We start from the raw sequence: 25,827 nt of genomic DNA on the forward strand, positions 1-25,827 counted from the left end.
CCTACAAGTACACTTTGCCTAGAGCCTAGAAGCTACAGCCCCCGGCAGATGGAGACGCATTACAAAACACCTCCACCGCGCGGCTGACAGCTGGCGGCTGAAAGCTCTATTGATGTTGGGTTTCGCTGCGCTCTACCCAACCTACGCCAGCTCTCAAACTTTACCCTTTCTAACTCGCTAACTCGCCACTCACGTTTATAACGCTTACTCCCCTTGTCTTTGTTCTGCTTTGGCTAGTTGAATGTATTTGGTTTCGACTAGTTGTGAGAGAGGAACAAGTTCGAATCCTTGTCGTTGAAGTTCTGGGAGTGCTTGCTGAAGAAATGTAACGGTTTCTGGGTAGGGGTGAGCAATGGCGATTGCGTAGTTGAAGTGCTCAGCTTTGCTTTTAAGTTCCTCAAGTTGATGTTGTAGCTGGCTTTGGGTGACATTGTTATCAAGAAATACATGACGAGATACATTAGCCACACCATACAGGTTAGCAACATTTTGCGCTTCACTTTGGCTGGTTGTACGGCTATCTAAGAAGTACAAACCACGTTTTTTTAAAACTTCCATCGTCCATTTCATTGGCTCGGTAAGCTGTGTTAGCTCAGAGCCCATATGGTTATTGACCCCTTTTACCTGTGGCAGTGATGCTAACGCATGGCCGAGGGTTGTTTGTAACTCAGACTTAGTCATAGTATCGGTGAGGGCTCCAGGACCAAGCGCTTTGCTTTTATCAAGCGCTTGCATTGGAACATGTAAAAGCAATTCTTTATGAGTTTTACTAGCACGCTCTGCAAAAATTTGTGAGTAAGGGGTATGGGGCAAGATAGAAAACGTAACTTGCCCAGGTAAGTTGAGTATCTCTAGATCGCGTTGATTATTACCAATGTCGTCTATAACAATGGCAATTTGCTTTGCTTGGCAGAATAGAGGCAAGCACAAAGTAGCGATTAATAAGCTTTTTAGTCGATTCACTTTTTGTAATTATTATATCCAGTGTGTGCGCTTACTTACTGCATAATAGCGAACTGTTTTGCTGTCAGCTGTTTTTTGTCCTGTCTATCAAGCAGTGAACTAAAAAGCGCCAATTCTTGTATATTTTTTATTATAACGTCTTGGTTAATTTCTGAAAGTATTGTTTGATTTATACTCACATCAGGTGTGATCCCTTTACCATCTATTGACTGACCAAGAGGGGTATAATAACGCGCAGTGGTGAGTTTTAATGCTGTATTACCGTTGCCTAGCGGAATAAGCGATTGCACTGAGCCTTTACCAAAAGATGTTTCGCCAATTAAAGTTGCACGTTGGTTATCGCGAAGTGCAGCGGCGAGTATTTCTGCGGCAGAAGCGGAGTTTTCATTTATTAAAACAGCAATAGGGGCTCCTTCTAAAATATCACCGCTATGTGCAGTGTATCTCTGGTTTGCCTCATTAAAGCGTCCTTTCGTTGAAACAATGATGCCGCTGTCTAAAAATAAGTCTGCAACCTCTATGGCGCCTTGCAATGTGCCGCCGGGATTATCACGTAAATCAATAATTAAACCAGATAATGGGAAGCTGTTATTAACTTGCATTTTTGCAAGTTCACGTGCAACGTCATGTAGTGTGTGATTATTAAATGTATTAATGCTTAATAAAGCGACGCCTGAATCGGATAGGTAGCCATGAACGCTTTCTAGTGTGATTTGTTGGCGCTTAATTGAAAAGCTTAATGCTGTTGATTCTTTTCGCATGATTGAAACATTGACGGCGTCTAATCCGCTCTCTCGAATCAGCGTTGCAACCTCATCAATACTCTTATTCATGACAGGCTGATGATTAATCGCAACAACTTCATCATTTATTTGTAATCCCGCTTGTTCTGCTGGGGAGTTACTTAAAGTATTGACGATATAAACTCGTCCATTATTCATTTTAACTTCGATCCCCAAGCCTGTGTAACGGCCATTGGTGTTGCTAAATATGGCATCGAGCTCATTTTCATTAAGATATTTAGAGTAGGGATCAAGCTGTTCTAGTAATGCTTCCACTTGGTCGTTATTAGGTTGACTAACAAAGCTATTTTGTAACTTCAAATCATCTACATAATAGGTGTGAATATTAAAAAGTATTTCGTTTAACTGTTGACGATGAAGTGTTTCAAGCGAAGGTTTAGCAATGCTTGGGAACGATTGAAACACCAAGCAAAATAATGTAACTAACGTTATAAAACACAGCTGAGTAAAAAACTTGGCTGGGTAGATAGCTCTGAATGTAAGGGTTGTGTTTAGCATCAGCTGCTCCTCATAGGGTGCAGCTATTTAATCTATTAAATGCGTCTGCACCATTTTACAGGATTTACTGCGCGTCCTTTGTGGCGTATTTCAAAGTATAGACCAGGATCTGGTTGTCCGCCGCTTTGACCAACTAAAGCAATTGTTTCGCCTTCTCTAACAAGGTCACCAACATCGCGAAGTAGAGTTTGAGCATGGCCGTATAAGCTCATAAAGCCATCACCATGGTCAATGGCAATCACCCAACCAAAGCCATTTAACCAATCGGCATAAACAACTTGGCCGTTCTGTAAGCTTTTAACATTACTGCCTTCTTTGGCACTAATGAGTACGCCTTTCCAGTCTATGTTGCCGTGCTTACGTTGTCCAAAGCGATGGCGTAGTGCCCCTTTGGTTGGCCAGTCTAGCTTTCCTTTACTGCTTTGAAGACCTAGTAGTTCTACTTTTTCACTGCGCTCTCTTTCTAACTCTTCAATGGCTGTGATGAGAGTTTGTTCATTCTCTTTTAAATAGTCTATTGAGCTTTTAGTCTCTTTGAGTGCTGACTGAAGTTTATTGAGGTTGTTTTTACGTTCATGTTGAGCTTTAACTAAGGCCTGCTGACGCTGCTTTTGCTCATCATATAAGGCAACTAGACGTTGTTTCGTTTTTTCAAGCTCAGCTTGGTTGTCAGCTATTTCTTGCTGCAGTGCTTTGAGCTCTTCAATTTGCTTAATGCGTGCTTTATTTAGGTAATTGTAATAACTGAGTGTGCGCTCAATTTTGGCAGTGTCTTGTTGGTTAAGCAGCATTTTTGAATAGTCATGGCTACCAGCCATGTAGGCGCTTTTTAGCTGGGCAGCTAATAAGGTTTGTCGCTTGGCTTGTTGAGCTTTAAGCTGCTGTGCTTTAGCTTGTTGTTCTCGCTGTTGTTGCTCGTTTTCTTTAACCGATTGGGCTGCAAGGTTTAATGCTTTGGCATTTTGAGCTATATCGAGCTCATGGGCGCGCAGATCTTTGCGCATTTGAGCAATGGACTTGCGTTGACCTTTAAGCTCAGCCTCTGTTTTTTGTAAAGCTGATTGAATGTCTGATAAGTCTTTTTTGGTTTGATCTTCATTAGCAACAACCGAAGTTGTTACTAATGAAGTCAGTATTAAACCAGTTTTAAAGAAGTGGTTAATACATTTACTCATAGCTTATTTCAGCGTCATGATTGGTTTACCAGTCATTTCACTTGGCTGCTCTAAGCCGAGTAGGTGAAGCATGGTAGGAGCCACGTCACTTAATGTTTTACCATCATGTGGTGTCGCATCACGGCCAACATAGATAAATGGCACAGGCTCACTAGTGTGTGCGGTATGTGCTTGACCCGTTGCTGGGTTAGCCATTTGTTCTGCATTACCGTGGTCTGCTGTGATCAGCGCTTCACCACCATGCTCTTCAAGTGCAGCTATAACACGACCAATACAGTGGTCAACAGCTTCACATGCTTTCACTGCAGCTTCGAATACACCTGAGTGACCTACCATGTCTCCGTTAGGGTAGTTACAGATGATGGCATCGTATTTACCGCTAGCGATTGCTTCAACCAATTTATCGGTCAGCATTTCTGAGTTCATTTCTGGTTGCAGATCATATGTTGCAACTTGTGGTGATGGAATTAGTTCGCGAGTCTCGCCAACAAATTCATCTTCACGGCCACCACTAAAGAAGAAGGTCACGTGTGCGTATTTTTCTGTTTCAGAGATACGTAGTTGTGTTTTACCTTGTTTCTCTAGCCATTCACCTAATACATTTGTTAAAGGCTCTGGGGCAAATGCAATCGGTGCTTTAATGTCTGCTGCATACTCAGTCATCATTACAAAAGCGCTTAACTTAGGTGATTTTTTCTTATCAAAACCGCTAAAGTCAGCATCAACAAAGGCACGAGTCATTTCTCGTGCTCGGTCTGCTCTGAAGTTAGCAAAGATAACAGTGTCGCCGTCATTAATCTCAACAGCTGTTTGGCCTTCTGGTACTACTGTAGTTGCAGCAACGAATTCATCGTTTTCATCACGTGCATAAGCCTCTTCTAGTGCGGTTACGCCATCAGTGTAGCTGTATTCAGCAATGCCGCTAACCATAACGTCATAAGCAAGCTCGACACGGTTCCAACGGTTATCGCGGTCCATTGCATAGTAACGACCAACAAGTGTTGCTAAACGGCCGCAGCCAAGTTCTGCAAATAGGGCTTCGATACGCTCAATTGATGCTTTTGCACTGCGTGGCGGCGTGTCACGACCATCTAAGAAAGCGTGGAAGTAAACATCTTTTGCACCGCGCTTGGCTGCAAGTTCAATCGTTGCAACAATGTGGTCTTCGTGACTATGAACACCACCCGGGCTTAAAAGACCCATGATATGTACAGCTTTGCCTGCATTTACAGCTTTGTCGATATTATCAACAAGTGCTAGGTTGCTATCGAATTCACCATCATCAATGGCTTTTGTGATGCGCGTAAAATCTTGGTAAACAATACGGCCAGCACCTAAGTTTACGTGGCCTACTTCAGAGTTACCCATTTGTCCTGCAGGTAAACCAACATCAAGTCCCGAACCTGAAATTAATGTATGTGGGCGGGTTGCCCAAAGGTTATCGAGTACTGGGGTATTAGCAGCAAGTATAGCGTTACTTTCTGTATCTTCACGGTATCCCCAACCGTCTAAGATCATTAATACCAATGGTTTTTTATGCTCTGTCATTATAGCTCCTGAAGATTGGCACTTATATATATCTAGCATACCGTGTTTTATGGTTTTGATCAGCTATCAATATGTCATATTAAAATATTTCACGCCCTAGCATTTTCAATTCAAGCACGTATACTTGCGTGGCAAATTTTAATTAACCCATGGCTATGCGCTGTGGTACCTAAATTTCTTAGTGGAAAACGCATGGATCAATATATTGAATTTATCTCAAATCATCCGGTTTTGAGCATCATTTGGTTAGCATTAGTAGCAATGCTGATCAGCAGTTGGTTTAAAAGTAAATTTTCAGCTATTCGCCAGATTAACCCACAACAAGTAACTTTGCTGATTAATCGTGAAGATGGTCAAGTCGTTGATATTCGTCCTCAAAAAGAATTTAATTCGGGTCGAATTGCGGGTGCTGAGCATTTAAATCCGGAAAAAGCTAAACAATCTGATTTTTCAAGCCTTGAAAAGTTCAAGAGTAAACCCATTATACTTGTATGTACTACAGGCATGACAGCTTCAGGTATCGCAACTGCTATGCATAAAGCAGGCTATGAGCGTGTTTATGTATTATCAGGTGGTATGGGTGCATGGCAATCAGCGAGCCTACCAACAACGACAGGCCGTTAAATATCTACGTTGCAGCTCGATAGAGGAATTATTATGAGTAATGTTGTTCTTTACACAAAGGCTTACTGCCCATTTTGCCAACGCGCTTTGGCATTGTTAGACAGTAAAGGTGTAAACTACACGAACATTGATATTGGTGTTCATCCAGAACGACGCGATGAAATGATCGATAAAGCAAATGGTGGTTACACGGTGCCACAAATTTTCATCAATGATGAACATATCGGTGGTTGCGACGACATGATGGCAATAGAGGCTCAAGGCCTTTTAGACGCAAAGCTTAACGCTTAAATTTTTAATTATAAAAACGAATTCAAGATAGGAATTACAATGAACGAAGAAAATCAAAACGCAGCAGAACAACAAGCAGGCGCGCAATTCACAATCCAACGTATTTACACAAAAGATGTTTCATTCGAGACACCTAATTCGCCAGCAATTTTCCAAAAAGAGTGGACTCCTGAAGTTAAACTTGACCTAGATACTCGTTCTAACAAGTTAGAAGAAGGTGTATTTGAAGTTGTTCTTGCATTAACAGTGACAGCATCTATCGGTGAAGAAACTGCGTTCCTTTGTGAAATTCAACAAGCAGGTATTTTTACTATCGCTGATGTTGAAGAAGTACAACTTGCACACATGCTAGGTGCATTCTGCCCGAACGTACTTTTCCCTTACGCTCGTGAAGCAGTATCAAACTTAGTTAACCGTGGTACTTTCCCACAATTAAACTTAGCACCAGTTAACTTTGATGCTCTTTTTGCTCAATACATGCAACAGCGTGCAGCTCAAGAGCAACAGGCAACTGCAGACGCATAAGCTATGACTACAGCACAATCAGCTGTTACAGTTTTAGGGGCGGGGTCGTATGGCACCGCCCTTGCTATTTGCTTTGCCAGAAATGGTCACCCAGTCACTTTATGGGGGCGCAATAGCGATGACGTTGCTACGCTTGCAGCTGAGCGAAAAAATCAACGTTATGTTCCTGATGTCACCTTTCCTGAGTCGCTAAAGCTAGAAGCTGATCTAGAAACAGCAGTAAAAGCAAGTAAAATCATTCTAGTGGTTGTACCAAGTCATGCTTTCGCAGGCACTCTACAGAAAATAAAACCATGGTTAAACGAGGAAGCTGAAGTTGCGTGGGCAACAAAAGGTTTAGAGCCTAACACAGGGCGTTTATTGCAAGAAGTTGCAGTACAAGAGCTTGGGGATAATATTCCACTGGCTGTGCTTTCAGGACCTACTTTTGCTAAAGAAATGGCTATGGGCTTGCCAACAGCTATTTCGGTATCGTCGACTTCTAAAGATTTTGCAAAGCAGCTGGCTGATCTTTTACATTGTGGCCGCTCATTTAGGGTGTATAACAATGATGATTTCATTGGTATACAACTTGGTGGCGCAGTAAAAAATGTTATTGCGATTGGCGCAGGTATGTCGGACGGTTTTGGCTTTGGGGCTAATGCTCGTACAGCTTTAATAACCCGTGGTTTAGCTGAGCTGTGTCGTTTAGGTTGTGCATTAGGTGCCCGTTCAGATACCTTTATGGGCATGGCTGGTCTTGGTGACTTAATCTTAACCTGTACAGATAACCAATCGCGTAACCGTCGTTTTGGTCTGGCACTGGGTAAAGGTGAAGGAGTCGAAGCCGCAATCGAATCAATTGGTCAGGTTGTCGAAGGCTATAGAAATACTAAAGAAGTGTTTTTACTTGCTGAGCGTACCGGCATCGAAATGCCGATCACAGAGCAAATTTACAAAGTGCTTTATGAAAATAAAGATGTAAAAGAAGCTGCGATGGCGTTGCTTGGTCGAGAGCAAAAGTCAGAGTAATGATACCGGCGCACTTAAAACAAAACGCGATTAGTAATCGCGTTTTTTGTTTTTTACAACTTATAACTGCTCGCAATGCGAGGTACTAATACCTTCTCTTTTAAAGATCTAAAAAACCAAATCTTAGCCTTGTTACTAACGAGATTTTGTTGCCTCAAAATAGCTCACTTAATTAAGCGAATAGGTATTACTTAAGTTGGTTGTTTAACTTGTTTTTATTAATGAAATCGACCACTTGTTCAGCTTTAAGAGGCTTACTGTAATAGAATCCCTGTTGAAAATGGCAACCCATAATATGTAACATGTAAGCTTGCTCTTGGGTTTCAACGCCCTCGGCAATAATATTAATACCGAGATACTTTGCCAAGCGAACAATAGTTGCCGTGATGTTTCTATCTTGATCGTTATGAGCGATGTCTTTGACAAAGGATTTGTCAATTTTTAGGGTGTCGATAGGAAACCGTTTCAGGTAACTTAACGATGAGTGCCCTGTACCAAAGTCGTCTAGGGCGATGTTAACACCAAGCGCTTTTATACGTGTCATTTGCTGAAGGGCAAACTCAGGGTTATCCATCATTGCACTTTCTGTTATTTCTAACTCCAAGCAGTAGGCTGGCACATCAAACTTGCCTAAGTATTCTATTAATGTGTCTATTAAGCTACTGTGCTGAAAGTGTAATGCAGAAATGTTAATGGCTACATTGCCAAACCGTATATTTTGCTTTTGCCAGCTAGATAGTTGTTTTAGTAACCGCTCTATTAGTAATTGTGTTAGTGGGATAATGGCACCATTTTGTTCTGCAAGAGGGATGAATTCGTCAGGTGTTATAATACTGCCATCATCTTGAGGCCACCTAACTAGGGCTTCAAAGCCATGCAGACGATTGTGTTGAGCATCAAACTTAGGTTGAAAGTAAAGCTCAAAGTCATTATTGGTAATTGCCTTAAACAGAGCGCTTTCTTTCGTTAACTCGGTTGGGTCAAGTGTGTGGCGATCTTTATCAAAAAACTGGTATGTATTTCGGCCTATTTTTTTGCATGATTTAATGCGCTATTCGCACTGCGCATCAGGTTCTCGCAGTTATAAGCATTGTCTGGATAAATAGCGAGACCACAACATACAGATAATGAAGTTTCAAAATTATCCAGCATAAAAGGTGTTTTGAATTGCTGAAGAACTGTATCCACAGTTTGCTTTGCAAAGAATATCGTTTTTCCTGAATAAAGGTATGGAGGAACAAGTATTGCAAACTCATCTGCACCTAGTCTGGCGATTGTGAAGCCTGAATTGAGCGATGCTGTTAAGCGGCACGCGACCTCTTTGAGTAACACATCACCTAAGGTATGACCTAAAGAGTCATTTATCTTTTTGAAATTATCGATGTCAATAAATACGATAAGTAAACTCGGGTAAGTGTCGTTACATGCTTTGATTGCTTTATCAAGAGATTCAATAAAAATAGCACGATTCGATAATCCTGTAACAGTATCTTTTGTTGTGAGCTTAAGCATACTGCGCTCAGTATTTTTACGAGTTGTGATATCGTAAAACAGTCCAACATAGCGAACAGTAGGCTTAGTCAGTGATGAGGTTATTACTTTGGTGATTGATAAAGCCAGAGCGTAAGGTTGACCGTCTTTACGAATGTTCCACATTTCGCCAGACCAGTAACCATCTTGCTCTAACTCTTGGAGAATGATTGCTTCAAGCTGTTGGTCTCGACCGCTTTGAGTTAGCGCCTTAAACTTTTTGCCGATAACATCGACTTTTTGATAGCCAGTAATTTCAGAAAAAGCGTCATTTATCTCAATGATATTGAAGTCTTCGTCGGTTATCCAAATAGCATCTTTTGCTTTAGACAATAACGCATCCGTGAATATCATTTTTTTATTTCTGTAATAAAAAAACAGCCAAGCCAAAAGTAATAAGATAATGAAGGCCAGAAGAATGATATATGGAAAATTAGAAGCTTGCGTGGGCAAGGTTGTTGCAGCTGATGCTTTACCTAATGGAAGATGCATCAGCAAGGTCGAGCAACATAAAATATGAAAAGGGCGCATTTAAAACCATCTTTAGGAACAAGCCAGCCTATTTAGGTTAGTTCATAAAAAATGGTAATGCTAAATAATTAGTGTGTTTTTATTAAAAACGTTTTTTCAATAACTTACTGGCCATTAACAAAGCCAAGTTGACGCCAAGACTCATATACAAATACAGCCACAGAATTAGATAAGTTCATGCTTCGACTGTCTTTTTGCATCGGGATACGTACTCGTTGCTCTTTAGGTAAAGATTGAATGAGCTCATCAGGTAGGCCTCGAGTTTCCGGACCAAACACTAAACAGTCACCTGGTTGGTATTGTGCTTGATGGTGAAACTGACTGCCTTTAGTCGTACATGCATAGACTTTCTTAGGTTGGCATTTTTCTAGGTATGCTTCGAACGAAGCATGACGTTGTACGTGACTAAATTCATGATAATCAAGTCCTGCACGTTTTACACGCTTGTCATCCCATTCAAAGCCAAGAGGTTCAATAAGATGTAAGGCGTAGCCAGTGTTTGCGCATAAACGGATGATATTTCCAGTGTTAGGTGGGATCTCTGGTTGGTATAACACTATATCAAGCATGTGACTCTCTTTTTTAAACAATATCAATTGTCGGTGAGTATACACGAACTCAAATAAAAAGATGATATACTGACAACTGTTAATATCTAAAGGTAAGTTTTGTGCAACATCGCAGTTATGAGTTTTGGGTTAAAACAGCTAGTTTAGTGACTATCACTATGGTCAGCTTGATGATTGCCGCAAAAAGTTGGGCGTGGCTTGCTTCAGGCTCAGCTTCTATGCTTGGCTCATTAACCGACTCACTGATGGACATCACTGCATCTTTAATGAGCTTTTTAGTGCTAGGTTATGCATTACGTCCAGCGGATGATGATCATCGCTTTGGTCATGGTAAAGCGGAAGCATTAGCTGGCCTTGCTCAAGCTGCATTCATTGCCGGTTCTGGTTGTTTTTTAGCGTTCCATGGTATTGAGCGTTTATTCAACCCTGTTACCTTAAAGCATTCTGATTTAGGTATTTGGGTAAGTATTTTTGCGATTGTTTGTACGTTAGTGGTGGTATTTGTACAAACCAAAGTGATTAACCACACAGAATCTATCGCAATTAAAGCTGACTCAATTCATTACAAAGGTGACTTGATCTTAAACCTAGCTGTGTTGCTGGCTATTGTGTTGGCTAAATACGGTGTTGCATATGCAGATCCTCTGTTTGCAATTGGCGTCGCAGTTTATTTACTTTATAACAGTTGGGATATTGCCCGTGAAAGTGCTGATCATCTTATGGACAAAGAGCTTCCAGATGAAGAAAAAGAAACGATTCTTGCCATTGTAAATAGTCATCGAGATGTTTATGGCGCACATGATATTCGTACTCGCCAAGGCGGTAAGATCAAATTCATTCAAATGCATTTGGAGCTAGAAGATTCACTATCGCTCATTCGTGCTCATCAAGTTGCTGATGAAGTTGAGGTAATGATCCAAACTCATTTTGCATGTGAGATGGATATATTAGTTCACCTAGACCCGCTCTCAGTCGTTCAGAAGTCTCGTCAAACAGAGTCACAAAACTGATAAAAATCGCTGAGTACTGCCTGTCTTATCTCGTCGCGTTCACATAACAGTTCATGGCGAGCACCCGCGTAGGTTTTCAATCGTGCATGTTTCTGTTTATGGGTAAGTGCAAATTGCGCAGCATTATCGACCACGGTATCTTGCTCTGCACTTGCGATAAATAAAGGAATATCGACTTTTTTATCGATTAAAGAAGCAATAAAATCAAACGATGCATTGAGCCAGCCGTAGGTGACGCCACCTAGTTGTAAATCATCTTCTGCTGCATACAGTTCCCTAAACAGCTTATAGCGAATTTCACTACTGGTTAATTCATTGGCTGTAAAGTCGACCGGCAAATAGTCGCTTTGGCCAAATGCGTAACTACGACCAAGACCAAGTAAGGATGCAATTTTAGCTGCCAGTTTTGCTAAAGGCTTTGGTGTACCTTTGGTGTGAATATCAAACATTGGCGCGGATAAAAAAGCACCTGAAAACTGATGCTGATAACGCGAGAGGTAATCATAGGCAATAGCACTCCCCATTGAATGGCCGAGTAAAACCTGCTTTCCTTGCCAGTGCTGCTTTACCACTTTATCAATAAACACGGCAAAGTCATCGGCATAGTCAGTAAAACGATTTACATAGCCTTTGTGAGCGTTTTTTAAATGACGATAAGAGCGACCTTGGCCTTGGTGGTCAACACTAAAAACCGCAAAGCCATTTTGATAAAGTTCCCACAGTAACTCCTTATACTTAACCAAAGACTCAATTCGGCCACTACTAATGACGACAGCTGTATTTGCTTGCTCAGGTATGGCATAACCATAATAAAGCTGACCATGACTCGTGCTAAGAAAGTCTTTTTGTAATTGCTCAGAAAAAAACTGATTGATGTGCTCTGTGTTATTTATAAGGCTAGCTTCAGTGCTATAAAACATTTACTGACTCTTTAAAGGAAGGCGGATGTTAACGCAAAGTCCACCATGTTCTTGGTTTTCAAGTGTTAGTGTACCATCATGTGCAGAGATCGCATTCTTTGCAATTGCAAGCCCTAAACCTGTACCTCCGGTGTTTCTATCGCGTGCATGCTCTTGACGAAAGAAAGGCTCACACAGCCTTGCAAGGTTTGCTTCATCAACACCTTTACCATCATCGCAAATAGTCATGTAAATAGCATCAGACTCTTCTAGGTTAATTGAAATGGTGTGCTCTGCGTACTTAATTGCATTGCGAAGCACGTTTTCAAGCGCACTGGCAATTAAGGTTTCATCACACCGAATATCGGTTTTGAGCGCACCATTAACACGCAATACTTTATTACTTTGTTTGGCTTCAAATTGGGCGTCGTTAAGTACGTGATCGACTATGATTTGTAGTGACTGCGTACTTAATGAAAGGGTCTGACTCTTCGCTTCTAACCGTGACACCTGTAGTACATCGGCAATCATTTTATCAAGCTGATTGGCTTCTTTTTCGATACGCTCTAAATAGGCCTGTTGGGTATCATCAGCCTGCATTTGCGCAAGGCCAGTTGCCATTTTTAAGCGCGTTAAAGGTGAACGCAGCTCATGAGAAATATCTGCTAGTAATCGCTTTTGAGCCGTAATAAGTTGTTCAAGCTGTATTGCCATAGCATTAAAATCACGTCCGAGTACACCAAGTTCATCTTGTCGAGTGGACGATACATCAGCTCGGGCTGCTAAGTTACCATTTGCGAGTTTTTTTGCTGTTTCTTTTAGGCTATTAATAGGTGCAATTAAGTTGCGACTGAAGAAAAAGCTAAGCATTAATGATGCAATTAAAGCGATAAATAGCTTTAACCACGTTGGCATTAGCCATAAGCTAACGAAGAACGGCTTTTTGCGTTTCTCGTCAATCTCATAGAGGTAAAACTTACCTTCGGGTACATTTAATTCTATTGGCCCATAAGCTTGATACTCATCGGTAAATATAATTTGTGGGCTCATGTATTTAGTAAAGTTAAGCAAACTTAAGTCAATGTCTTTAGAGATAGGTTCACTGAGCATTTCAACTCCGTGTACGTCACCATTTAAGTACAGCAATTTATGCTTTGAAAAGCGCGGATGGGATAATACTTCTTGCGTTGATTTGCCATGTTTAGCAACTATCCGCTCAATACTTTTTGCAGTGTACTGCAAGTTTTTTAGCATCGGGCCGCGTAGATTATCACTGCCTACATTGCTGGTTAGTTGACTCAAAAAAACGAGTAGGGTAATGGTGGCCAGCACGGTAATCCAAAACCATACAAAGATTTTTAAAAATAGGTAGTGACGTGGGTGCTTTAACCAACTAGGAGGCGTCATGTTATTCACCTTGAATGAGTACGTAGCCACTACCACGTATTGTTTTTATTCGTTCATTGTTGACATGTTCAGCTATTTTCTTACGAATATTACTCACATGCATATCTATTGAACGGTCAAACGGAGCAAGGCGTCTCCCCAATACTTGTTCACTTATTTGTTCTTTACTGATCACTTCTCCTGCATGGTCTACTAACATTGCAAGAATTTCATATTCAGTACCTGTTAGGCTGAGGATGTTGTCGTTTACTGAGGCCTCACGTGTTGCAAAGTTAATATTGATACTGTTTACACTTAACGAATTGCTATGTTGATTAGACAGACTATTAATATGTTCAATACGACGGGTAATTGCTTTAACGCGAGCTAGTAGCTCTCTGTGATTAAATGGTTTGGCAATATAATCATCAGCGCCAAGCTCTAACCCAAAGATACGATCAAAGTCCTCTCCTTTGGCTGTTAGCATGATCACAGGAGTGAGTTTATGCTGCCTTAATTGTTTTAAGACTTCAAACCCATCCATAGAGGGAAGCATCACATCAAGTAGAATAAGTTCGTAGTTATATTGCAGTGCTTGTTTTAGTCCTTCAGCGCCATCATGAAAACAATCTACTGTAAATCCCTGTGCTGTTAAGTACTCACTGAGTAATTCGCACAACCCTGTATCGTCGTCGATCATTAATAGTTTCATTTGACACCTAGCAGTTTAATTCTTTGAGGTTATTTTACTCAGTAAATTGTGTAAAAGTGAATCTTTACACAACCTTTACACTGCTTTGCGTTCCTTTGCATTGTAATGAGTATAGTTAACTCATCAGTCGAAAACGACTCTGGAACACCACTCAACAAAAGGTAATGATTATGACTATTTCGAATAAACTTTCTAAATTCGTACTTGTTTGTGGCTTAGCAGCAGCCAGTGTTGGTACAACTTCAGCAATGGCAAAAGGTGACTTTTATCGTGGAATGAACCCACAAGCACGCTTTTTACTTTCTGAGCGCGGTATTGATAAATTACAACTTACAGAAGAGCAGCAAACGAAACTAAAAGCGATTTTTGCTGAGCAGAAAACGCAATTTGAAGCGTTACGTGGTGACAAAGATGCAATGAAAGCCGCTCGTGCAGCTCACAAAGAAAAAATGGATGTATTATTATCTACAGCAAAATTTGACGAAAATGCGGCTCTTGAGCTAATCAAAGCACGTCAGGCGAAAGCTCAGCAGTTTGCCTTGTTAAAGATGAAATCAGAGCATGATATTTGGCAGGTTTTGAATACTGAGCAACGTGAAAGCTACCAAGAAATTAAAAAGCATCTTCGTAAAAAAGGCCATAAAAAGGGTCATCATGGAAATCGTGGCGAGCGTAAAGGTGAGCGCTCTGAAGGTTAAAAGCGAGTTACTATTAATATATAACATGCGGCAAATGCCGCATTTTTGTATTTCATACCAATGTGCTTAATAAAGTGGTCTATTTTGAGGCAGCAAAACCTCGTTGATAACAAAGCAAAAATTTCGTTATTTAGTTGTGCTCGGCAATTGATCCTGCATTGCTCTACCTTCTGCATCCATGCCGTCGTAAATCAGAAATTTTTAACCCAGGTAGCGACAGGTTTAATCCCTGAAAGTGATTAAGTATTATTGCGGGTTGGTATTACTTAAACTTTATTCTTTAAAGAATGAGTCGTCATTTTTAGCGAGCATGGCTTCAATATCTTCAATCATATCTTGGCTAAGCTCATTAGCATTGCTAATTGGGCTAGAAATTTTATTGTTCTCAAACGACCACTCACCTAAATCTATTAGCTGGCAGCGTTTTGAGCAAAATGGACGATGCGGGCTTTGCTCTGACCATTCAACTTTGGTTTTGCATGTTGGGCAGTTTACAACTGTTGGCATGGAATAACTCTCAAATAAGCACTTTTGTCAGATCTTACTGAACAGTTAGCTGATAATCCAGTAACGAATTTGTTTAGAAACTCGTTACTCGGTTTATTTCTGCCAAAGAGGTAACACCATCGGCGGCTTTTTTGAGTCCAGATAATCGTAAGTTATTGAATCCTGATCTTAATGCTACTTCTGCAATCTCTAAGGAATTACCACCACGCATAATAATTTGCGCAATTTCAGGTGTGATCTGCATTACTTCATAGACACCAACACGTCCTTTATAACCCTCAGTGCAACTATCACAACCTTTAGGTGCAAATAGTTGTATTTCACTAAGCTTGTCTTTATCAAAACCTTGGCGAATCAGTTCTTCATCAGGTAGTGTCTCTGGTGTTTTACACTTAGGGCAAAGTCGTCTTGCTAGACGCTGTGCAATAATAAGACTAATTGAACTTGCTACGTTATAAGCAGGCACCCCCATATTTAAAAGACGAGTTAGGGTTTCTGGCGCTGAGTTTGTGTGTAGAGTTGATAAAACTAAGTGACCCGTTTGTGCTGCTTTAATCGCGATTTCAGCGGTTTCAAGATCACGGATCTCACCAACCATTACAACATCAGGATCTTGTCGCAAGAATGCTTTTAATGCGTTAGCAAAGGTCATTTCAGCTTTTGGATTAATTTGTACTTGGTTTATCCCTTCAAGGTTTATCTCTACTGGATCTTCGGCGGTACTAATATTACGCTCAGGCTGGTTGAGAATGTTTAAACCGGTATAAAGTGATACGGTTTTACCAGACCCTGTAGGACCTGTCACCAAGATCATCCCTTGTGGCTGCTCAAGTGCATCCATGTAAAGCTTCTTCTGCTCAGGCTCATAGCCAAGGACATCGATACCGAGCATGGCACTTGATGAGTCGAGAATACGCATTACGATTTTCTCGCCCCATAATGTAGGCAATGTACTAACACGAAAATCGATACTTTTACGTTCGGTTATTTTAAGCTTAATACGACCATCTTGAGGTTTACGTTTTTCTGCGATATCTAGTCGCGACATAACCTTGATACGTGCAGATAAGCGGCTAGCCAAGCTATTTGGCGGGCTTGCCATCTCATGCAAAATACCATCGATACGAAAACGCACACGATATCGGTGTTCATAAGGTTCAAAGTGTAAATCCGAGGCGCCTTTTTTAATTGCATCCATTAAAATTTTATTGATGTAGACAATAATCGGTGCATCGTCTTTGTCTTCATCTTTTGGCGCTAAATTTTGGGGAGTTTCTGACTCTAAGTCTCCGAGTTCTTTAAATTCGCTTTCGCTGAGATGTAAACTTCCGGTCGCATCAAATAATTGCTCAATTTTATTTTCGAGTTGATTGTAATCAACAACCACGACTTCGCATGAGAGACCTGTACTAAACTCAAAGTTTTCAAATGCACCATAGTCGGTCGGATCCGATGCGGCCATGTAGAGCTTACTGCCTTTTTTTACAAGTGGCAGAATGTGATGCTCGCGAATGAGTTTTTCTTTGATCAGCTCTTCAGAAATTTTTGTGACATCAAAGTCTTTAATATCAAAATAAGGAACACGAAATAGATCGGTGCATTGCTCAGCAAGTTCACGACCATCCATACCGCAACTTTTAGCTATAAGCTCTGCGGTAGAACTATACTCTTTTTGTTTTAACTTTACTGTCTCGGCATCAATACGTCCAAGAGTAATGTACTTTCTGAGAAGCGGTGAGTTTATATTCATTGCGCACCTAAGTTGAGCCTATCTTTGCCACAATTTACCAGAAAAAATTAGGGTATAACATCAGTCTTGTCTGATTTAGTCAAAATTGCAAAATAAAATCATCATAAACTCATGCATTTACATTGATTGCTAATTCTTTTGGGTTAGTTTTTGACGTGCTAATTAATATTAGCATTCTATTTTGAATTAGCTATTGTTGTGCAGATGCTAAATATGAGAGATGTAACTCTTTAACTGTTAGAAAAACCTCTCTAAGAGGACGATTGTTATCTAAAATATCATCCGCTTTTAGTAGCTTATCGTCTCTAGACATTTGTGAGGCTATGATTTGCTCAGCTAATTCAGTGGAAACATTATCGCGTGCTGTGGTTCTCGTTATTTGCACCTCAACCGGAACGTCAACGAGCAAAGTGCGGTTACAAAATTTCTCTAAGCCATTTTCGAATAGTAGTGGTGCAACTAATATTACATAGGAGCTGGTGGCCTTTTGTAATTGCCTCAGCATTGATTCTCTAATAAGCGGGTGCAATAAGCTATTTAGCCATTGTTTTTTAGATTCATCAGCAAAGATTATTGTTCTTAGTTTTGCGCGATCGAGTGTGCTGCTACTCGTGAGTATTTCATCACCAAAATATTCAGTAATTTTTTTTAGACCCGTTGAGCCTGGCTCGACAACTTCTCTGGCAACAACATCAGCGTCGACTACTTTAATTCCAAGTTCTTCAAACATTGCGCTTACCGCGCTTTTTCCAGAGCCAATACCGCCAGTAATTCCTAAAATCCACTTTGCCATAATCAGTAACCTAAAAAGTTAAAGTAATAGGCTTGAATTTGCTCACGCCATAGCAAAGTGACCCAACCAGCAATCGCAAGGTAGGGCCCAAATGGGATTGGCGTGGTTTTATCTTTACCTTGAATGATTATTTGTGTAATGCCAATGATGGCACCAACGACACTTGATAATAGCACGATAGTTAAAATATCTTGCCAGCCTAGTAGCGCACCAAACACGGCTAACAGTTTAAAGTCGCCATAACCCATGCCTTCTTTACCAGTAGCAAGCTTGAATAACCAGTAGACACTCCATAAGCTCAGGTAGCCAACTGCGGCGCCGATAATAGCATCGCTCGGAGCAATGGTAATATCCAAAGTTGCAGCAATTAATGCTAACCAAACCAATGGCAATGTGAGCTGATCAGGCAGTAACATATGATCTATATCTATAAAGGTTAAAGCGACTAACACCCAAGTGATCACTATATAAAGAAGAGCAAGCTTAGTTGGGCCAAAAACAGCTGCGACAATTAAACTTAGGACCGCTGTAAGCATTTCCACAATAGGGTAGCGTACAGAAATTGGTGTTTGACAATTAGCACAGCGACCTTTTAATAATAGCCAACTAATCACAGGTATATTTTGCCAAGCTTTGATTGGTGATTTGCATTTAGGGCAGGTCGAATTAGGTTTTACGAGGTTAAATGGCGCTTGATCTATTTGCTGTTTTGAATTGAGCTCATCGGCCAATACAATACGGCATTCCGTTTGCCATTCTCGTTTCATCATCAGTGGCAAACGATAAATCACCACATTTAAAAAGCTACCAATACACAGGCTAACTAAGCCCACAGTCAAAAAATAAAACCACTGCTGACTTTGCATTGCAGTGGTTATATCAAGAAAAAAGTTTTCCATTAAATTACCTAACTTCTGGCCATTTATAGGCCGATTTTATTTCGCTGTGTTGAACCGTTTTTATTATTTATTTTATATTGCAAACTATCAATCAAGGTTTAGTATTTTTCTTACAGTTATATTTTAAATCACTGAGCCTAATTGGAAGATAGGCAAGTACATAGCAACAATTAACCCACCAACAAGGACGCCTAATACAACCATAATTAAAGGCTCAAGTAAGCTTGATAAGCCATCAACGGCATCATCAACTTCTTGCTCATAAATAGTTGCTACCTTTGCAAGCATACCATCTAGCGAACCTGACTCTTCACCAATAGCCACCATTTGCACTACCATATCTGGGAAAATTTTTGTGTTGCGCATTGGCCAGTTCATTAAATTACCAGAGCTTACTTCGGCTTTTATCTCTAAAATCGCATAACGGTATACCGCGTTGCCAGAAGCGCCAGCAGCAGAATCGAGTGCGTCAACTAAAGGTACACCTGCCGCAAAAGTCGTTGAGAGCGTACGAGCGTATCGTGCAACAGCCGCTTTATTTAAAATCATACCAACAACAGGTAGTTTTAATATTGCTCTGTCATTGGCATCCCTGAGTTTTTTGCTCTTAAGAAGTGCTTCTTTATAAATATAGCCTGCAGCGACTACAATGATTAGCATTACCCACCAATATTCCTGCATAAACTCCGAAATACCAATTACCATAAGAGTAAAAGCAGGTAGCTCTGCGCCAAAGCCGTTAAAAATATCTTGGAATTGCGGCACTACAAATATCAGCAAAATAGATGTTACGATTATAGCAACCACCAAAACCGCAATAGGATAAAACATGGCTTTTTTAATCTTTGATTTAAGAGCCTCTGCTTTTTCTTTATAAAGCGCAACACGGTCATAAATTTTATCAAGTGCGCCTGACTGCTCACCAGATGCAACTAAGTCGCAATAAAGATCATCAAAATAGCGAGGGTGCTTTCGTAAAGCTTGAGAAAGGGGAATACCTGCTTTTACTTCATCAGCAATACCCTCCATTAATTTTGCAACGCTTTTGTTCTTTGCACCAGAGGCTATCATTTCAATAGACTGAATTAGGGGAACACCTGCCATCAGCATAGTTGCAATTTGTCTAGAAATTAGGGCGATATCCTTAGAGGTTACTTTCTGTACACGTGAGCCAAACATTGGTTTTGCTTTACGCTTAACTTTTGAAGGCGTAATACCTTGCTTACGTAACTGCGCTTTGACTAAAGCAATGCTTTGCCCTGAAAGCTCACCCTCAAGTTTTTTACCTCGAGCACTTACACCAACCCATTCAAAAGTATCTAAAGATTGCTTTTCTTGAACTTTACTCATTGTAAATCCATATGTTACTGATTGATGTTTAATAGCTTAATAGTAGCGGCCTTTTGAGGCTGAAACAATTGATAAGGTGATGTTATCTTGCTTAAATATGAAGATTCAGAGGATTCGGGTCTCAAAAGTGCAAAATACATTAAAGGTTTATAGAACAAAGTTTGTTTGGAGTTTTATTCATTTTCTAGTGGGTAGCTTGTTCTTGTTTATAGTTGCCACTTGGCTTTTTTTTAGCTGGTTTAATCATGGGCGATACTTACTCACTGATTTATTGGGTATTACAGTAATTATTCTTTCAATTGATCTTATATTGGGCCCAATATTTAACTTCTGGTTGCTATCGCCACTAAAGTCGAAGCGTGAAAACTCAATTAATTTTGGCTGTATCCTCATGTTACAGATTGTATCGCTTGCTTATGGTATTACTCAGATAGATGGTCAACGTTTGGCCTATATTGTTAAATGGCAAAACTCCTACTTTACGGTGTTAAAAAGTGAGGATAGAAGAGTAAACCATGAAGAAGCTTTATATCACTTTAATGAGCCTACAGTGCAAAGTAATGAAAGAGCTTTTTATGAAATGATGATAAAACATGCCGTACCACCGATTGAAATGTATGAATATTTTGTGGAAGTTCCGTTATCGAGCGAATGTAATGAATCACCTTGCGAAGTGATTTCTAAATCAGGGCTAGTTAAATTAAAAAGTACCAAAGAGGGCATGGTCTTTTTTTAGCAAGTACCACCGCTGATACAAGTGCTAGTTTGTGACAACTTCCATATTAATTGACCAGCATTTAATTGCCCTTGCATTATATAAGTATCACCATTCGACTCAGACGCATCAGCAGTCGCTGTTGATGTAATAATAAAATTCCCCGAATTCGTGATTTCAATGTTTGATACATGTTTAGGAGAAGTAAAATCGGTTTTTTTACGACCTAGCTTAGTGAAGGTGTCGCATTTAGATAAATCAACATACCTGTGATAACAAAGCTCAACCGCTCTTTGCAAAGCATTACTGGCAAGCACAACTTCAGTGAATTTAGAACGTTTGAAATGGTTGTTATAGGCAGGAAGAGCCAATGATAACAGAAGACCTAATATTGCCACCGTTACCATTAGCTCGATTAGTGTAAAACCATTAGGTTTTTTCACAATTAAATAAGCTTACAATTAGCAGATACCTGCTGCTACACAATCACCTGATTGTGCCCAGACAAGAGTGCCATTTTTTGCTGTAGGCGTAAGGATATAAGTCTTTCCATCAACAGAAGCTGCGCCTGTTGCTGTTACCTTTCCTTTAGCTTCTACTTTAACTTCTGCAACATGATCACCGGCAGCCGCGCCAGTTGAGTTCAGGCCAATTTCGGCAGCTGAGTCACAGTTATCTAAATTACCAGCCCCACGAGTCTGATAGCACACATCAACAAGACCTTTAGCCGAAGATGCAGCTAAAACTACTTCAGAAAAACGTGCTTTTTTAGTGTAAGTTTGGTATTGCGGTAGTGCGATAGCTGCAAGAATACCGATGATTGCAATTACAATCATTAATTCAATTAGGGTGAAACCCTGTTGCTTTTGTTGTGTCATTTGTTCCTCTCCTAAAGGATATGATGATTTAGTAAGTTTAGCTATAACTTCAGCGTTGTAAAACCAAGGCTCAATTTACAGGTTAAATCTTACAGTTTTAATTTAAATGTCTTCAAATATAGCGTGATTGATAACAAAGTTTTCAACAAACATCCCATGTTCAAAGCATGTAAAATTACTTTAGCATTATTCAATGCATTTGAAAGCTATTTTACTGTAAGACAAGCAATTTTTCTGAACTTTCCGGCCTTACTTTGAGACAGGTCAAGCCTCTAAAATAGGGGGAACCCATTAGTAAAGTCTATACGCCTGTTGTAAATCATTGAAATGTTTGTAGTTTAACTGTTAGTTATGAGTAGTTTAGTACAAAAGGTTGATCTGCATCAAACAAATGTATGTTTTTTGTTACTCACCTAAGCTTTTTACGTATTTAATGCTTTTTTTATTTTCTTGTCAATAAATTAGGTAAGTCACTAAATACGTATAAAGGGGAAGTTAGCCGTTAAATCGCATGGATAGATCGATTGATTGTAAATTTTTTGTAAGTGCACCGCTCGAGATAAAATCTATACCTGCTTGCGAGTAAGTTTTAAGAGTTTCGAGTGTCATATTGCCAGACACTTCAAGTTTTGCGCGCTTATCTGTTATTGTGACTGCTTGCTGAATTTGCTCAACGGTGAAGTTGTCGAGCATAATGATATCAGCACCCGCAGTGATTGCTTGCTCAAGCTCATTAAGTGATTCAACTTCTACTTCAACTGGCTTTGTAGGGTGGTTGCTTTTTGCTTGTGCTACTGCTTTATCAATACCGCCACATGCAGCGATGTGGTTTTCTTTAATAAGAAATGCATCAAATAGCCCGATGCGGTGATTCGCGCCACCACCACATTTAACTGCGTATTTTTGTAACGCCCGTAAGCCAGGAATTGTTTTGCGTGTATCGAGTAGCTGTGTGGTTGTACCTTCTAGCTCTTTTACATAACGAGCAGTTGTTGTTGCTGTGCCAGAAAGTGTTTGTACAAAGTTAAGGGCCGTGCGCTCTGCAGTTAAAATAGCGCGAGCTGAACCAGATGCTGTAAACAAAGTGGCATTCGCTGCGACTTTATCGCCATCATTTACCAGTACATCAACTTTCACTGTTGGATCGACTTGGTTAAATACTTCTAAAATAATCTCTTTTCCACAAAATACACAGTCTTCACGAGTTATTACCTTGGCATTCGCTTGCTGGTTTTCAGGTATCAGCTGTGCGGTGATATCACCGTCACCGGCGCTTTGGTAATTCAAATCTTCATCAAGGGCAAGTTTAACCAATTGGCTAATTAAAGAGTGAGGGACTGACATGTAGAAAGCTCATTGTTTATGAATAAATTGGCGAAATTTTACTATGTTTAACCCCTTATTAGAAGTTAAAGATCGACCACCAGTAGAGTAGGCTTAATCGCATCCTCCTTAGCGAAAATGAATCTAACTAGACCCTAAGTTTTTAACCATTTACACTATTTAACTTTACTGTCATTGTTAGTTTTTAAAATGCATATAAATGAACTTGGTCAATTAAACAATGTGTTACAACGTCCATGTGCACATTATGATGAACGCCCTGATAATGAAGTCTCATTATTGGTCATTCATAATATTTCTTTGCCGGCAGGGCAGTTTGCAACACCTTATGTTGATGATTTATTTATGGGATGTATTGATTGTTCTGCGCATGAGAGCTTTGCTGGTTTAGACGGTTTGCGGGTTTCCGCACATTGCTTTATTCGTCGTACAGGAGAGATAATTCAGTATGTTCCTTTTACCAAACGAGCTTGGCATGCAGGCGTATCAACATTTGAAGGCAGAGAACGCTGTAATGACTTTAGTATTGGTATTGAGCTTGAAGGCACCGACACGCAAGCGTATACCCAAGCACAATATAATGCATTACACTTGGTGACATCGGCATTAATCGAAAAGTACCCAGATATTAATCGTTCGCGTATCGTTGGTCATTGTGACATTGCACCGGGCCGAAAAACGGATCCAGGTAGAAGTTTCGATTGGCAATACTATTTTGATTTAGTGTTTTAGTTAAAGGATATAGGTAAAAGCATGATCTTAATTTCAATAATTATTGCTTTGGTGATTGAGCGTTTAGGGGCGCGGGCTGATTATTGGCAAATCGGTTTTTATGCCAACTCCTATCTTAAGCACTCGCAAAAACACCTTTCAGAAAAAGGCTTATTCAATTCCCCAATAGGCTTTATGATTTGGTTAATGTTACCAGTGGTTGCCGTTGGACTAGTTTATCAATTCTCAGATTTTATAATTTGGCAGTTAGCTGTGAATGTTGCTGTACTGTTGGTTTGCTTTGGCTGTGCTAAGCAGCGTGCTTTATATAAGTCATACTTAAATGCATTAACACGTAATGATCAAGAAGCTGCTTCTTTATTTGCATTACAGATGGGGCAAAAGAAAACAGAAGATCAGCCCCATGGTGAGACATTTGGGCAAACGCTAGCATGGCTAAATTTTCGTTTTTATTGTGCAGTGATTTTTTGGTTTGTGGTTTTAGGTGTACCAGGCGCGGTGCTTTATGCACTAGTTCGAACCCTTGCAGACAAGGTAAGGGACGATCACAGTGTTGTCTATGCTAAACGTTTTAAACTGATTCATAGCTTACTGTTTTGGCTCGATTGGTTACCAGCACGTGTTGCTAGCTTTGGTTATTTAGTGATTGGTAACTTTAATAAAGGCACCAGTTGTTGGTTGAAGTATGTGCTCGACTTTTCAGTTAGTAACCGAAAAGTGGTTACGCAAACCGCACTTGCTGCTGAGCAAATAGAGCAACAACATTTTGGCTGTACTTACGAAGCCACCTGCATGATGAAACTTGTAAAAAGAAATGTATTGTTCTTTTTAGTGATTATTGCAGCACTTACTTTATTTGGTGGTTTGGCGTAGTAGATTGTAGGAATGACTTTATTCATAAATCGCTCTGTTAGTGCACTTCTATTGAGTTCTGATTTTTCAGCACTGAAGTGCATACTACCTGTACTTGCTTCCAAGTCATTCAAATAGACTAACATCTACTATCTGATGACTAAATGCTTAGATGTAATACCTAGTGCTTACCAATCTGGTCTGACCATTTAATTTTTATTGTTTTTTCCTTCAGAAAAAGTCACTTTAATCCATACTGTTTAATCTTTAAGCGAATTGCGTTAGGGTGTTATTAGTCTTAAATCGCACTGAAATTGACAGAAATACGGGTTTTTGATACCGTATGTCTCAATTTGGTATGACCAATTTACCTTTTTGGTCAAGGCACAAAGTTAAGTACCCGATATTTATAGGGTTAATGCATAACAATGCGGACGTTAATTAATGTCTTTAAAGATTAAAGCAGCAAAATTATCTGATGTTATTTTACAGCAACTTGAGAATATGATTCTCGAGGGATCGTTAGCGCCAGGTGAAAAGCTTCCTCCGGAACGTGAGCTTGCGAAACAATTTGAAGTGTCGCGACCTTCACTGCGTGAGGCAATCCAAAAGCTAGAAGCAAAAGGCTTGGTGACACGTCGCCAAGGCGGCGGAACCTTTGTAAAAAATCAACTTGAAGAGGGGCTCACTGATCCGCTTTTTGATTTGATCAGTAAGCATCCAGAGTCACAATTTGATTTACTTGAATTTCGTCATGCCCTTGAGGGGATCGCGGCTTATTACGCGGCTATGCGTGGTACCACCAATGACTTTAAAAAAGTAAAACAAAGCTTTGATAATATCGCGCTTGTTAACGATGACATTGTGCAAAAAGCAAAAGCCATTAATGCATTCCATTTTAGTGTGGCTGAAGCATCTCATAACGTGGTGTTACTACATCTAGTTAGAGGGATGCAGGCTCTACTAGAGCAAAATGTATTACAGAATTTAACTGTACTGTTAAAAAAACCACAGATCAGCCAACAGCTTGCAGAGCATAGGCGACTGTTGATGGATGCGGTTATTGAAGGAAACCCAGAGCAAGCACGTCTTGCTAGTAATGCTCATTTAGCCTTTATCGAAGAAGCCTTACTTGAGGCTGGCAAAGAGCATTCGCGGATTGAACGTAGTTTAAGACGCACCAAACAACATTAAGCAAGTGATTAGCTAAGTTTAGTTAACTACTTAATTTAAG

Annotated in this window: 28 protein-coding genes; 10 read left to right on the forward strand and 18 right to left on the reverse strand. The window is 40.1% G+C overall.

From position 1 onward, the window contains the following. Positions 1 to 204: 204 nt before the first annotated feature. The 4 genes from NH454_RS06575 to gpmM are packed head-to-tail and all read right to left on the reverse strand — an operon-like array spanning position 205 to position 4,987. Positions 205 to 963, reverse strand: a complete 759-nt coding sequence (locus NH454_RS06575) for a divergent polysaccharide deacetylase family protein (RefSeq protein WP_249930253.1) — start codon at positions 961 to 963, stop codon at positions 205 to 207. 35 nt (positions 964 to 998) lie between these two features. Further along, complete coding sequence (locus NH454_RS06580) at positions 999 to 2,264, reverse strand: S41 family peptidase (protein WP_253038575.1); 1,266 nt, start codon at positions 2,262 to 2,264, stop codon at positions 999 to 1,001. Positions 2,265 to 2,299: 35 nt separating this feature from the next. Continuing rightward, positions 2,300 to 3,439, reverse strand: coding sequence for a peptidoglycan DD-metalloendopeptidase family protein (locus NH454_RS06585; RefSeq protein WP_253038577.1), 1,140 nt, complete (start codon positions 3,437 to 3,439; stop codon positions 2,300 to 2,302). A gap of 3 nt (positions 3,440 to 3,442) precedes the next feature. Beyond that, the gene (gene gpmM, locus NH454_RS06590; protein WP_253038579.1) at positions 3,443 to 4,987 is read right to left on the reverse strand and encodes a 2,3-bisphosphoglycerate-independent phosphoglycerate mutase; all 1,545 of its coding nucleotides are present in this window, start codon (positions 4,985 to 4,987) and stop codon (positions 3,443 to 3,445) included. A 192-nt stretch (positions 4,988 to 5,179) separates the two neighbouring features. Here gpmM and NH454_RS06595 point away from each other — a divergent pair, with 192 nt between their 5' ends. The 4 genes from NH454_RS06595 to gpsA are packed head-to-tail and all read left to right on the forward strand — an operon-like array spanning position 5,180 to position 7,438. Further along, a complete protein-coding gene (locus tag NH454_RS06595; protein WP_135923532.1) occupies positions 5,180 to 5,611 on the forward strand; it encodes a rhodanese-like domain-containing protein in 432 nt (143 codons plus the stop codon). Positions 5,612 to 5,644: 33 nt separating this feature from the next. After that, positions 5,645 to 5,902 carry a glutaredoxin 3 gene (grxC, locus tag NH454_RS06600; protein ID WP_135923533.1) on the forward strand — a complete coding sequence of 86 codons (258 nt, stop codon included), beginning with the start codon at positions 5,645 to 5,647 and terminating at the stop codon, positions 5,900 to 5,902. Positions 5,903 to 5,941: 39 nt separating this feature from the next. After that, on the forward strand, positions 5,942 to 6,427 hold the full coding sequence (secB, locus tag NH454_RS06605; protein ID WP_135923534.1) for a protein-export chaperone SecB: 486 nt from the start codon (positions 5,942 to 5,944) through the stop codon (positions 6,425 to 6,427). Between the two features lie 3 nt (positions 6,428 to 6,430). Continuing rightward, positions 6,431 to 7,438: an NAD(P)H-dependent glycerol-3-phosphate dehydrogenase gene (gene gpsA / locus NH454_RS06610; RefSeq protein ID WP_135923535.1), complete on the forward strand. Its 1,008-nt coding sequence runs from the start codon at positions 6,431 to 6,433 to the stop codon at positions 7,436 to 7,438. 187 nt (positions 7,439 to 7,625) lie between these two features. On the opposite strand, the gene NH454_RS06615 is transcribed toward gpsA, so the two are convergent. From NH454_RS06615 to trmL, 3 genes are all read right to left on the reverse strand, one after another. Then, a complete protein-coding gene (locus tag NH454_RS06615; RefSeq protein WP_366030669.1) occupies positions 7,626 to 8,486 on the reverse strand; it encodes an EAL domain-containing protein in 861 nt (286 codons plus the stop codon). Then, the gene (locus NH454_RS06620) at positions 8,465 to 9,301 is read right to left on the reverse strand and encodes a sensor domain-containing diguanylate cyclase (RefSeq protein ID WP_253038581.1); all 837 of its coding nucleotides are present in this window, start codon (positions 9,299 to 9,301) and stop codon (positions 8,465 to 8,467) included. The genes NH454_RS06615 and NH454_RS06620 overlap by 22 nt, the downstream gene beginning before the upstream one ends. 302 nt (positions 9,302 to 9,603) lie before the next feature. Further along, the gene (trmL, locus tag NH454_RS06625) at positions 9,604 to 10,068 is read right to left on the reverse strand and encodes a tRNA (uridine(34)/cytosine(34)/5-carboxymethylaminomethyluridine(34)-2'-O)-methyltransferase TrmL (protein WP_054550977.1); all 465 of its coding nucleotides are present in this window, start codon (positions 10,066 to 10,068) and stop codon (positions 9,604 to 9,606) included. Between the two features lie 170 nt (positions 10,069 to 10,238). Between trmL and NH454_RS06630 the strand changes: the two genes are divergently transcribed. Beyond that, complete coding sequence (locus tag NH454_RS06630; protein WP_235381844.1) at positions 10,239 to 11,078, forward strand: cation diffusion facilitator family transporter; 840 nt, start codon at positions 10,239 to 10,241, stop codon at positions 11,076 to 11,078. Here NH454_RS06630 and NH454_RS06635 read toward each other — a convergent pair. The 3 genes from NH454_RS06635 to NH454_RS06645 are packed head-to-tail and all read right to left on the reverse strand — an operon-like array spanning position 11,057 to position 14,075. Further along, entirely contained in the window at positions 11,057 to 11,998 is a 942-nt protein-coding gene (locus tag NH454_RS06635; RefSeq protein ID WP_135923538.1) for an alpha/beta fold hydrolase, read from the reverse strand. The two genes, NH454_RS06630 and NH454_RS06635, sit on opposite strands and share 22 nt — an antisense overlap. Then, positions 11,999 to 13,384: an ATP-binding protein gene (locus tag NH454_RS06640; RefSeq protein ID WP_135923539.1), complete on the reverse strand. Its 1,386-nt coding sequence runs from the start codon at positions 13,382 to 13,384 to the stop codon at positions 11,999 to 12,001. Position 13,385: 1 nt separating this feature from the next. Next, the gene (locus NH454_RS06645) at positions 13,386 to 14,075 is read right to left on the reverse strand and encodes a response regulator transcription factor (RefSeq protein ID WP_135923540.1); all 690 of its coding nucleotides are present in this window, start codon (positions 14,073 to 14,075) and stop codon (positions 13,386 to 13,388) included. A 170-nt stretch (positions 14,076 to 14,245) separates the two neighbouring features. Here NH454_RS06645 and NH454_RS06650 point away from each other — a divergent pair, with 170 nt between their 5' ends. Beyond that, entirely contained in the window at positions 14,246 to 14,773 is a 528-nt protein-coding gene (locus tag NH454_RS06650; protein ID WP_253038582.1) for a Spy/CpxP family protein refolding chaperone, read from the forward strand. 273 nt (positions 14,774 to 15,046) lie between these two features. Here the strand turns inward: NH454_RS06650 and yacG are convergent, their stop codons facing one another. The 5 genes from yacG to NH454_RS06675 all read right to left on the reverse strand — a co-directional run bounded on the left by yacG (position 15,047) and on the right by NH454_RS06675 (position 20,072). Further along, positions 15,047 to 15,280: a DNA gyrase inhibitor YacG gene (gene yacG, locus NH454_RS06655; RefSeq protein ID WP_253038583.1), complete on the reverse strand. Its 234-nt coding sequence runs from the start codon at positions 15,278 to 15,280 to the stop codon at positions 15,047 to 15,049. A gap of 73 nt (positions 15,281 to 15,353) precedes the next feature. Beyond that, positions 15,354 to 17,030, reverse strand: a complete 1,677-nt coding sequence (pilB, locus tag NH454_RS06660; protein WP_253038584.1) for a type IV-A pilus assembly ATPase PilB — start codon at positions 17,028 to 17,030, stop codon at positions 15,354 to 15,356. 190 nt (positions 17,031 to 17,220) lie between these two features. After that, complete coding sequence (coaE, locus tag NH454_RS06665; protein ID WP_138558583.1) at positions 17,221 to 17,823, reverse strand: dephospho-CoA kinase; 603 nt, start codon at positions 17,821 to 17,823, stop codon at positions 17,221 to 17,223. Positions 17,824 to 17,825: 2 nt separating this feature from the next. Next, positions 17,826 to 18,722, reverse strand: coding sequence for an A24 family peptidase (locus tag NH454_RS06670; protein ID WP_290442526.1), 897 nt, complete (start codon positions 18,720 to 18,722; stop codon positions 17,826 to 17,828). 123 nt (positions 18,723 to 18,845) lie between these two features. After that, positions 18,846 to 20,072 carry a type II secretion system F family protein gene (locus tag NH454_RS06675; protein ID WP_253038585.1) on the reverse strand — a complete coding sequence of 409 codons (1,227 nt, stop codon included), beginning with the start codon at positions 20,070 to 20,072 and terminating at the stop codon, positions 18,846 to 18,848. Positions 20,073 to 20,199: 127 nt separating this feature from the next. On the opposite strand from NH454_RS06675, the gene NH454_RS06680 reads away from it, so the two are divergent. Beyond that, complete coding sequence (locus NH454_RS06680; RefSeq protein ID WP_253038586.1) at positions 20,200 to 20,808, forward strand: fimbrial assembly protein; 609 nt, start codon at positions 20,200 to 20,202, stop codon at positions 20,806 to 20,808. On the opposite strand, the gene NH454_RS06685 is transcribed toward NH454_RS06680, so the two are convergent. The 3 genes from NH454_RS06685 to nadC all read right to left on the reverse strand — a co-directional run bounded on the left by NH454_RS06685 (position 20,805) and on the right by nadC (position 23,009). Beyond that, complete coding sequence (locus NH454_RS06685; RefSeq protein WP_135923548.1) at positions 20,805 to 21,230, reverse strand: prepilin-type N-terminal cleavage/methylation domain-containing protein; 426 nt, start codon at positions 21,228 to 21,230, stop codon at positions 20,805 to 20,807. The two genes, NH454_RS06680 and NH454_RS06685, sit on opposite strands and share 4 nt — an antisense overlap. Before the next feature lie 18 nt (positions 21,231 to 21,248). Beyond that, complete coding sequence (locus NH454_RS06690) at positions 21,249 to 21,665, reverse strand: prepilin-type N-terminal cleavage/methylation domain-containing protein (protein ID WP_253038587.1); 417 nt, start codon at positions 21,663 to 21,665, stop codon at positions 21,249 to 21,251. Between the two features lie 495 nt (positions 21,666 to 22,160). Then, positions 22,161 to 23,009, reverse strand: a complete 849-nt coding sequence (nadC, locus tag NH454_RS06695; protein WP_135923550.1) for a carboxylating nicotinate-nucleotide diphosphorylase — start codon at positions 23,007 to 23,009, stop codon at positions 22,161 to 22,163. A 189-nt stretch (positions 23,010 to 23,198) separates the two neighbouring features. Here nadC and ampD point away from each other — a divergent pair, with 189 nt between their 5' ends. The 3 genes from ampD to pdhR all read left to right on the forward strand — a co-directional run bounded on the left by ampD (position 23,199) and on the right by pdhR (position 25,787). Further along, positions 23,199 to 23,741, forward strand: coding sequence for a 1,6-anhydro-N-acetylmuramyl-L-alanine amidase AmpD (ampD, locus tag NH454_RS06700; RefSeq protein ID WP_253038588.1), 543 nt, complete (start codon positions 23,199 to 23,201; stop codon positions 23,739 to 23,741). Between the two features lie 21 nt (positions 23,742 to 23,762). Next, positions 23,763 to 24,614 (forward strand): beta-lactamase regulator AmpE, encoded by an 852-nt coding sequence (gene ampE / locus NH454_RS06705; RefSeq protein WP_253038589.1) that lies wholly within the window; start codon positions 23,763 to 23,765, stop codon positions 24,612 to 24,614. A gap of 423 nt (positions 24,615 to 25,037) precedes the next feature. After that, a complete protein-coding gene (gene pdhR / locus NH454_RS06710) occupies positions 25,038 to 25,787 on the forward strand; it encodes a pyruvate dehydrogenase complex transcriptional repressor PdhR (protein ID WP_036965924.1) in 750 nt (249 codons plus the stop codon). Positions 25,788 to 25,827 lie beyond the last annotated feature (40 nt).

The sequence above is a fragment of the Pseudoalteromonas sp. Ps84H-4 genome (assembly GCF_024124645.1).
Taxonomy (GTDB): Bacteria; Pseudomonadota; Gammaproteobacteria; order Enterobacterales; family Alteromonadaceae; genus Pseudoalteromonas; species Pseudoalteromonas lipolytica_C.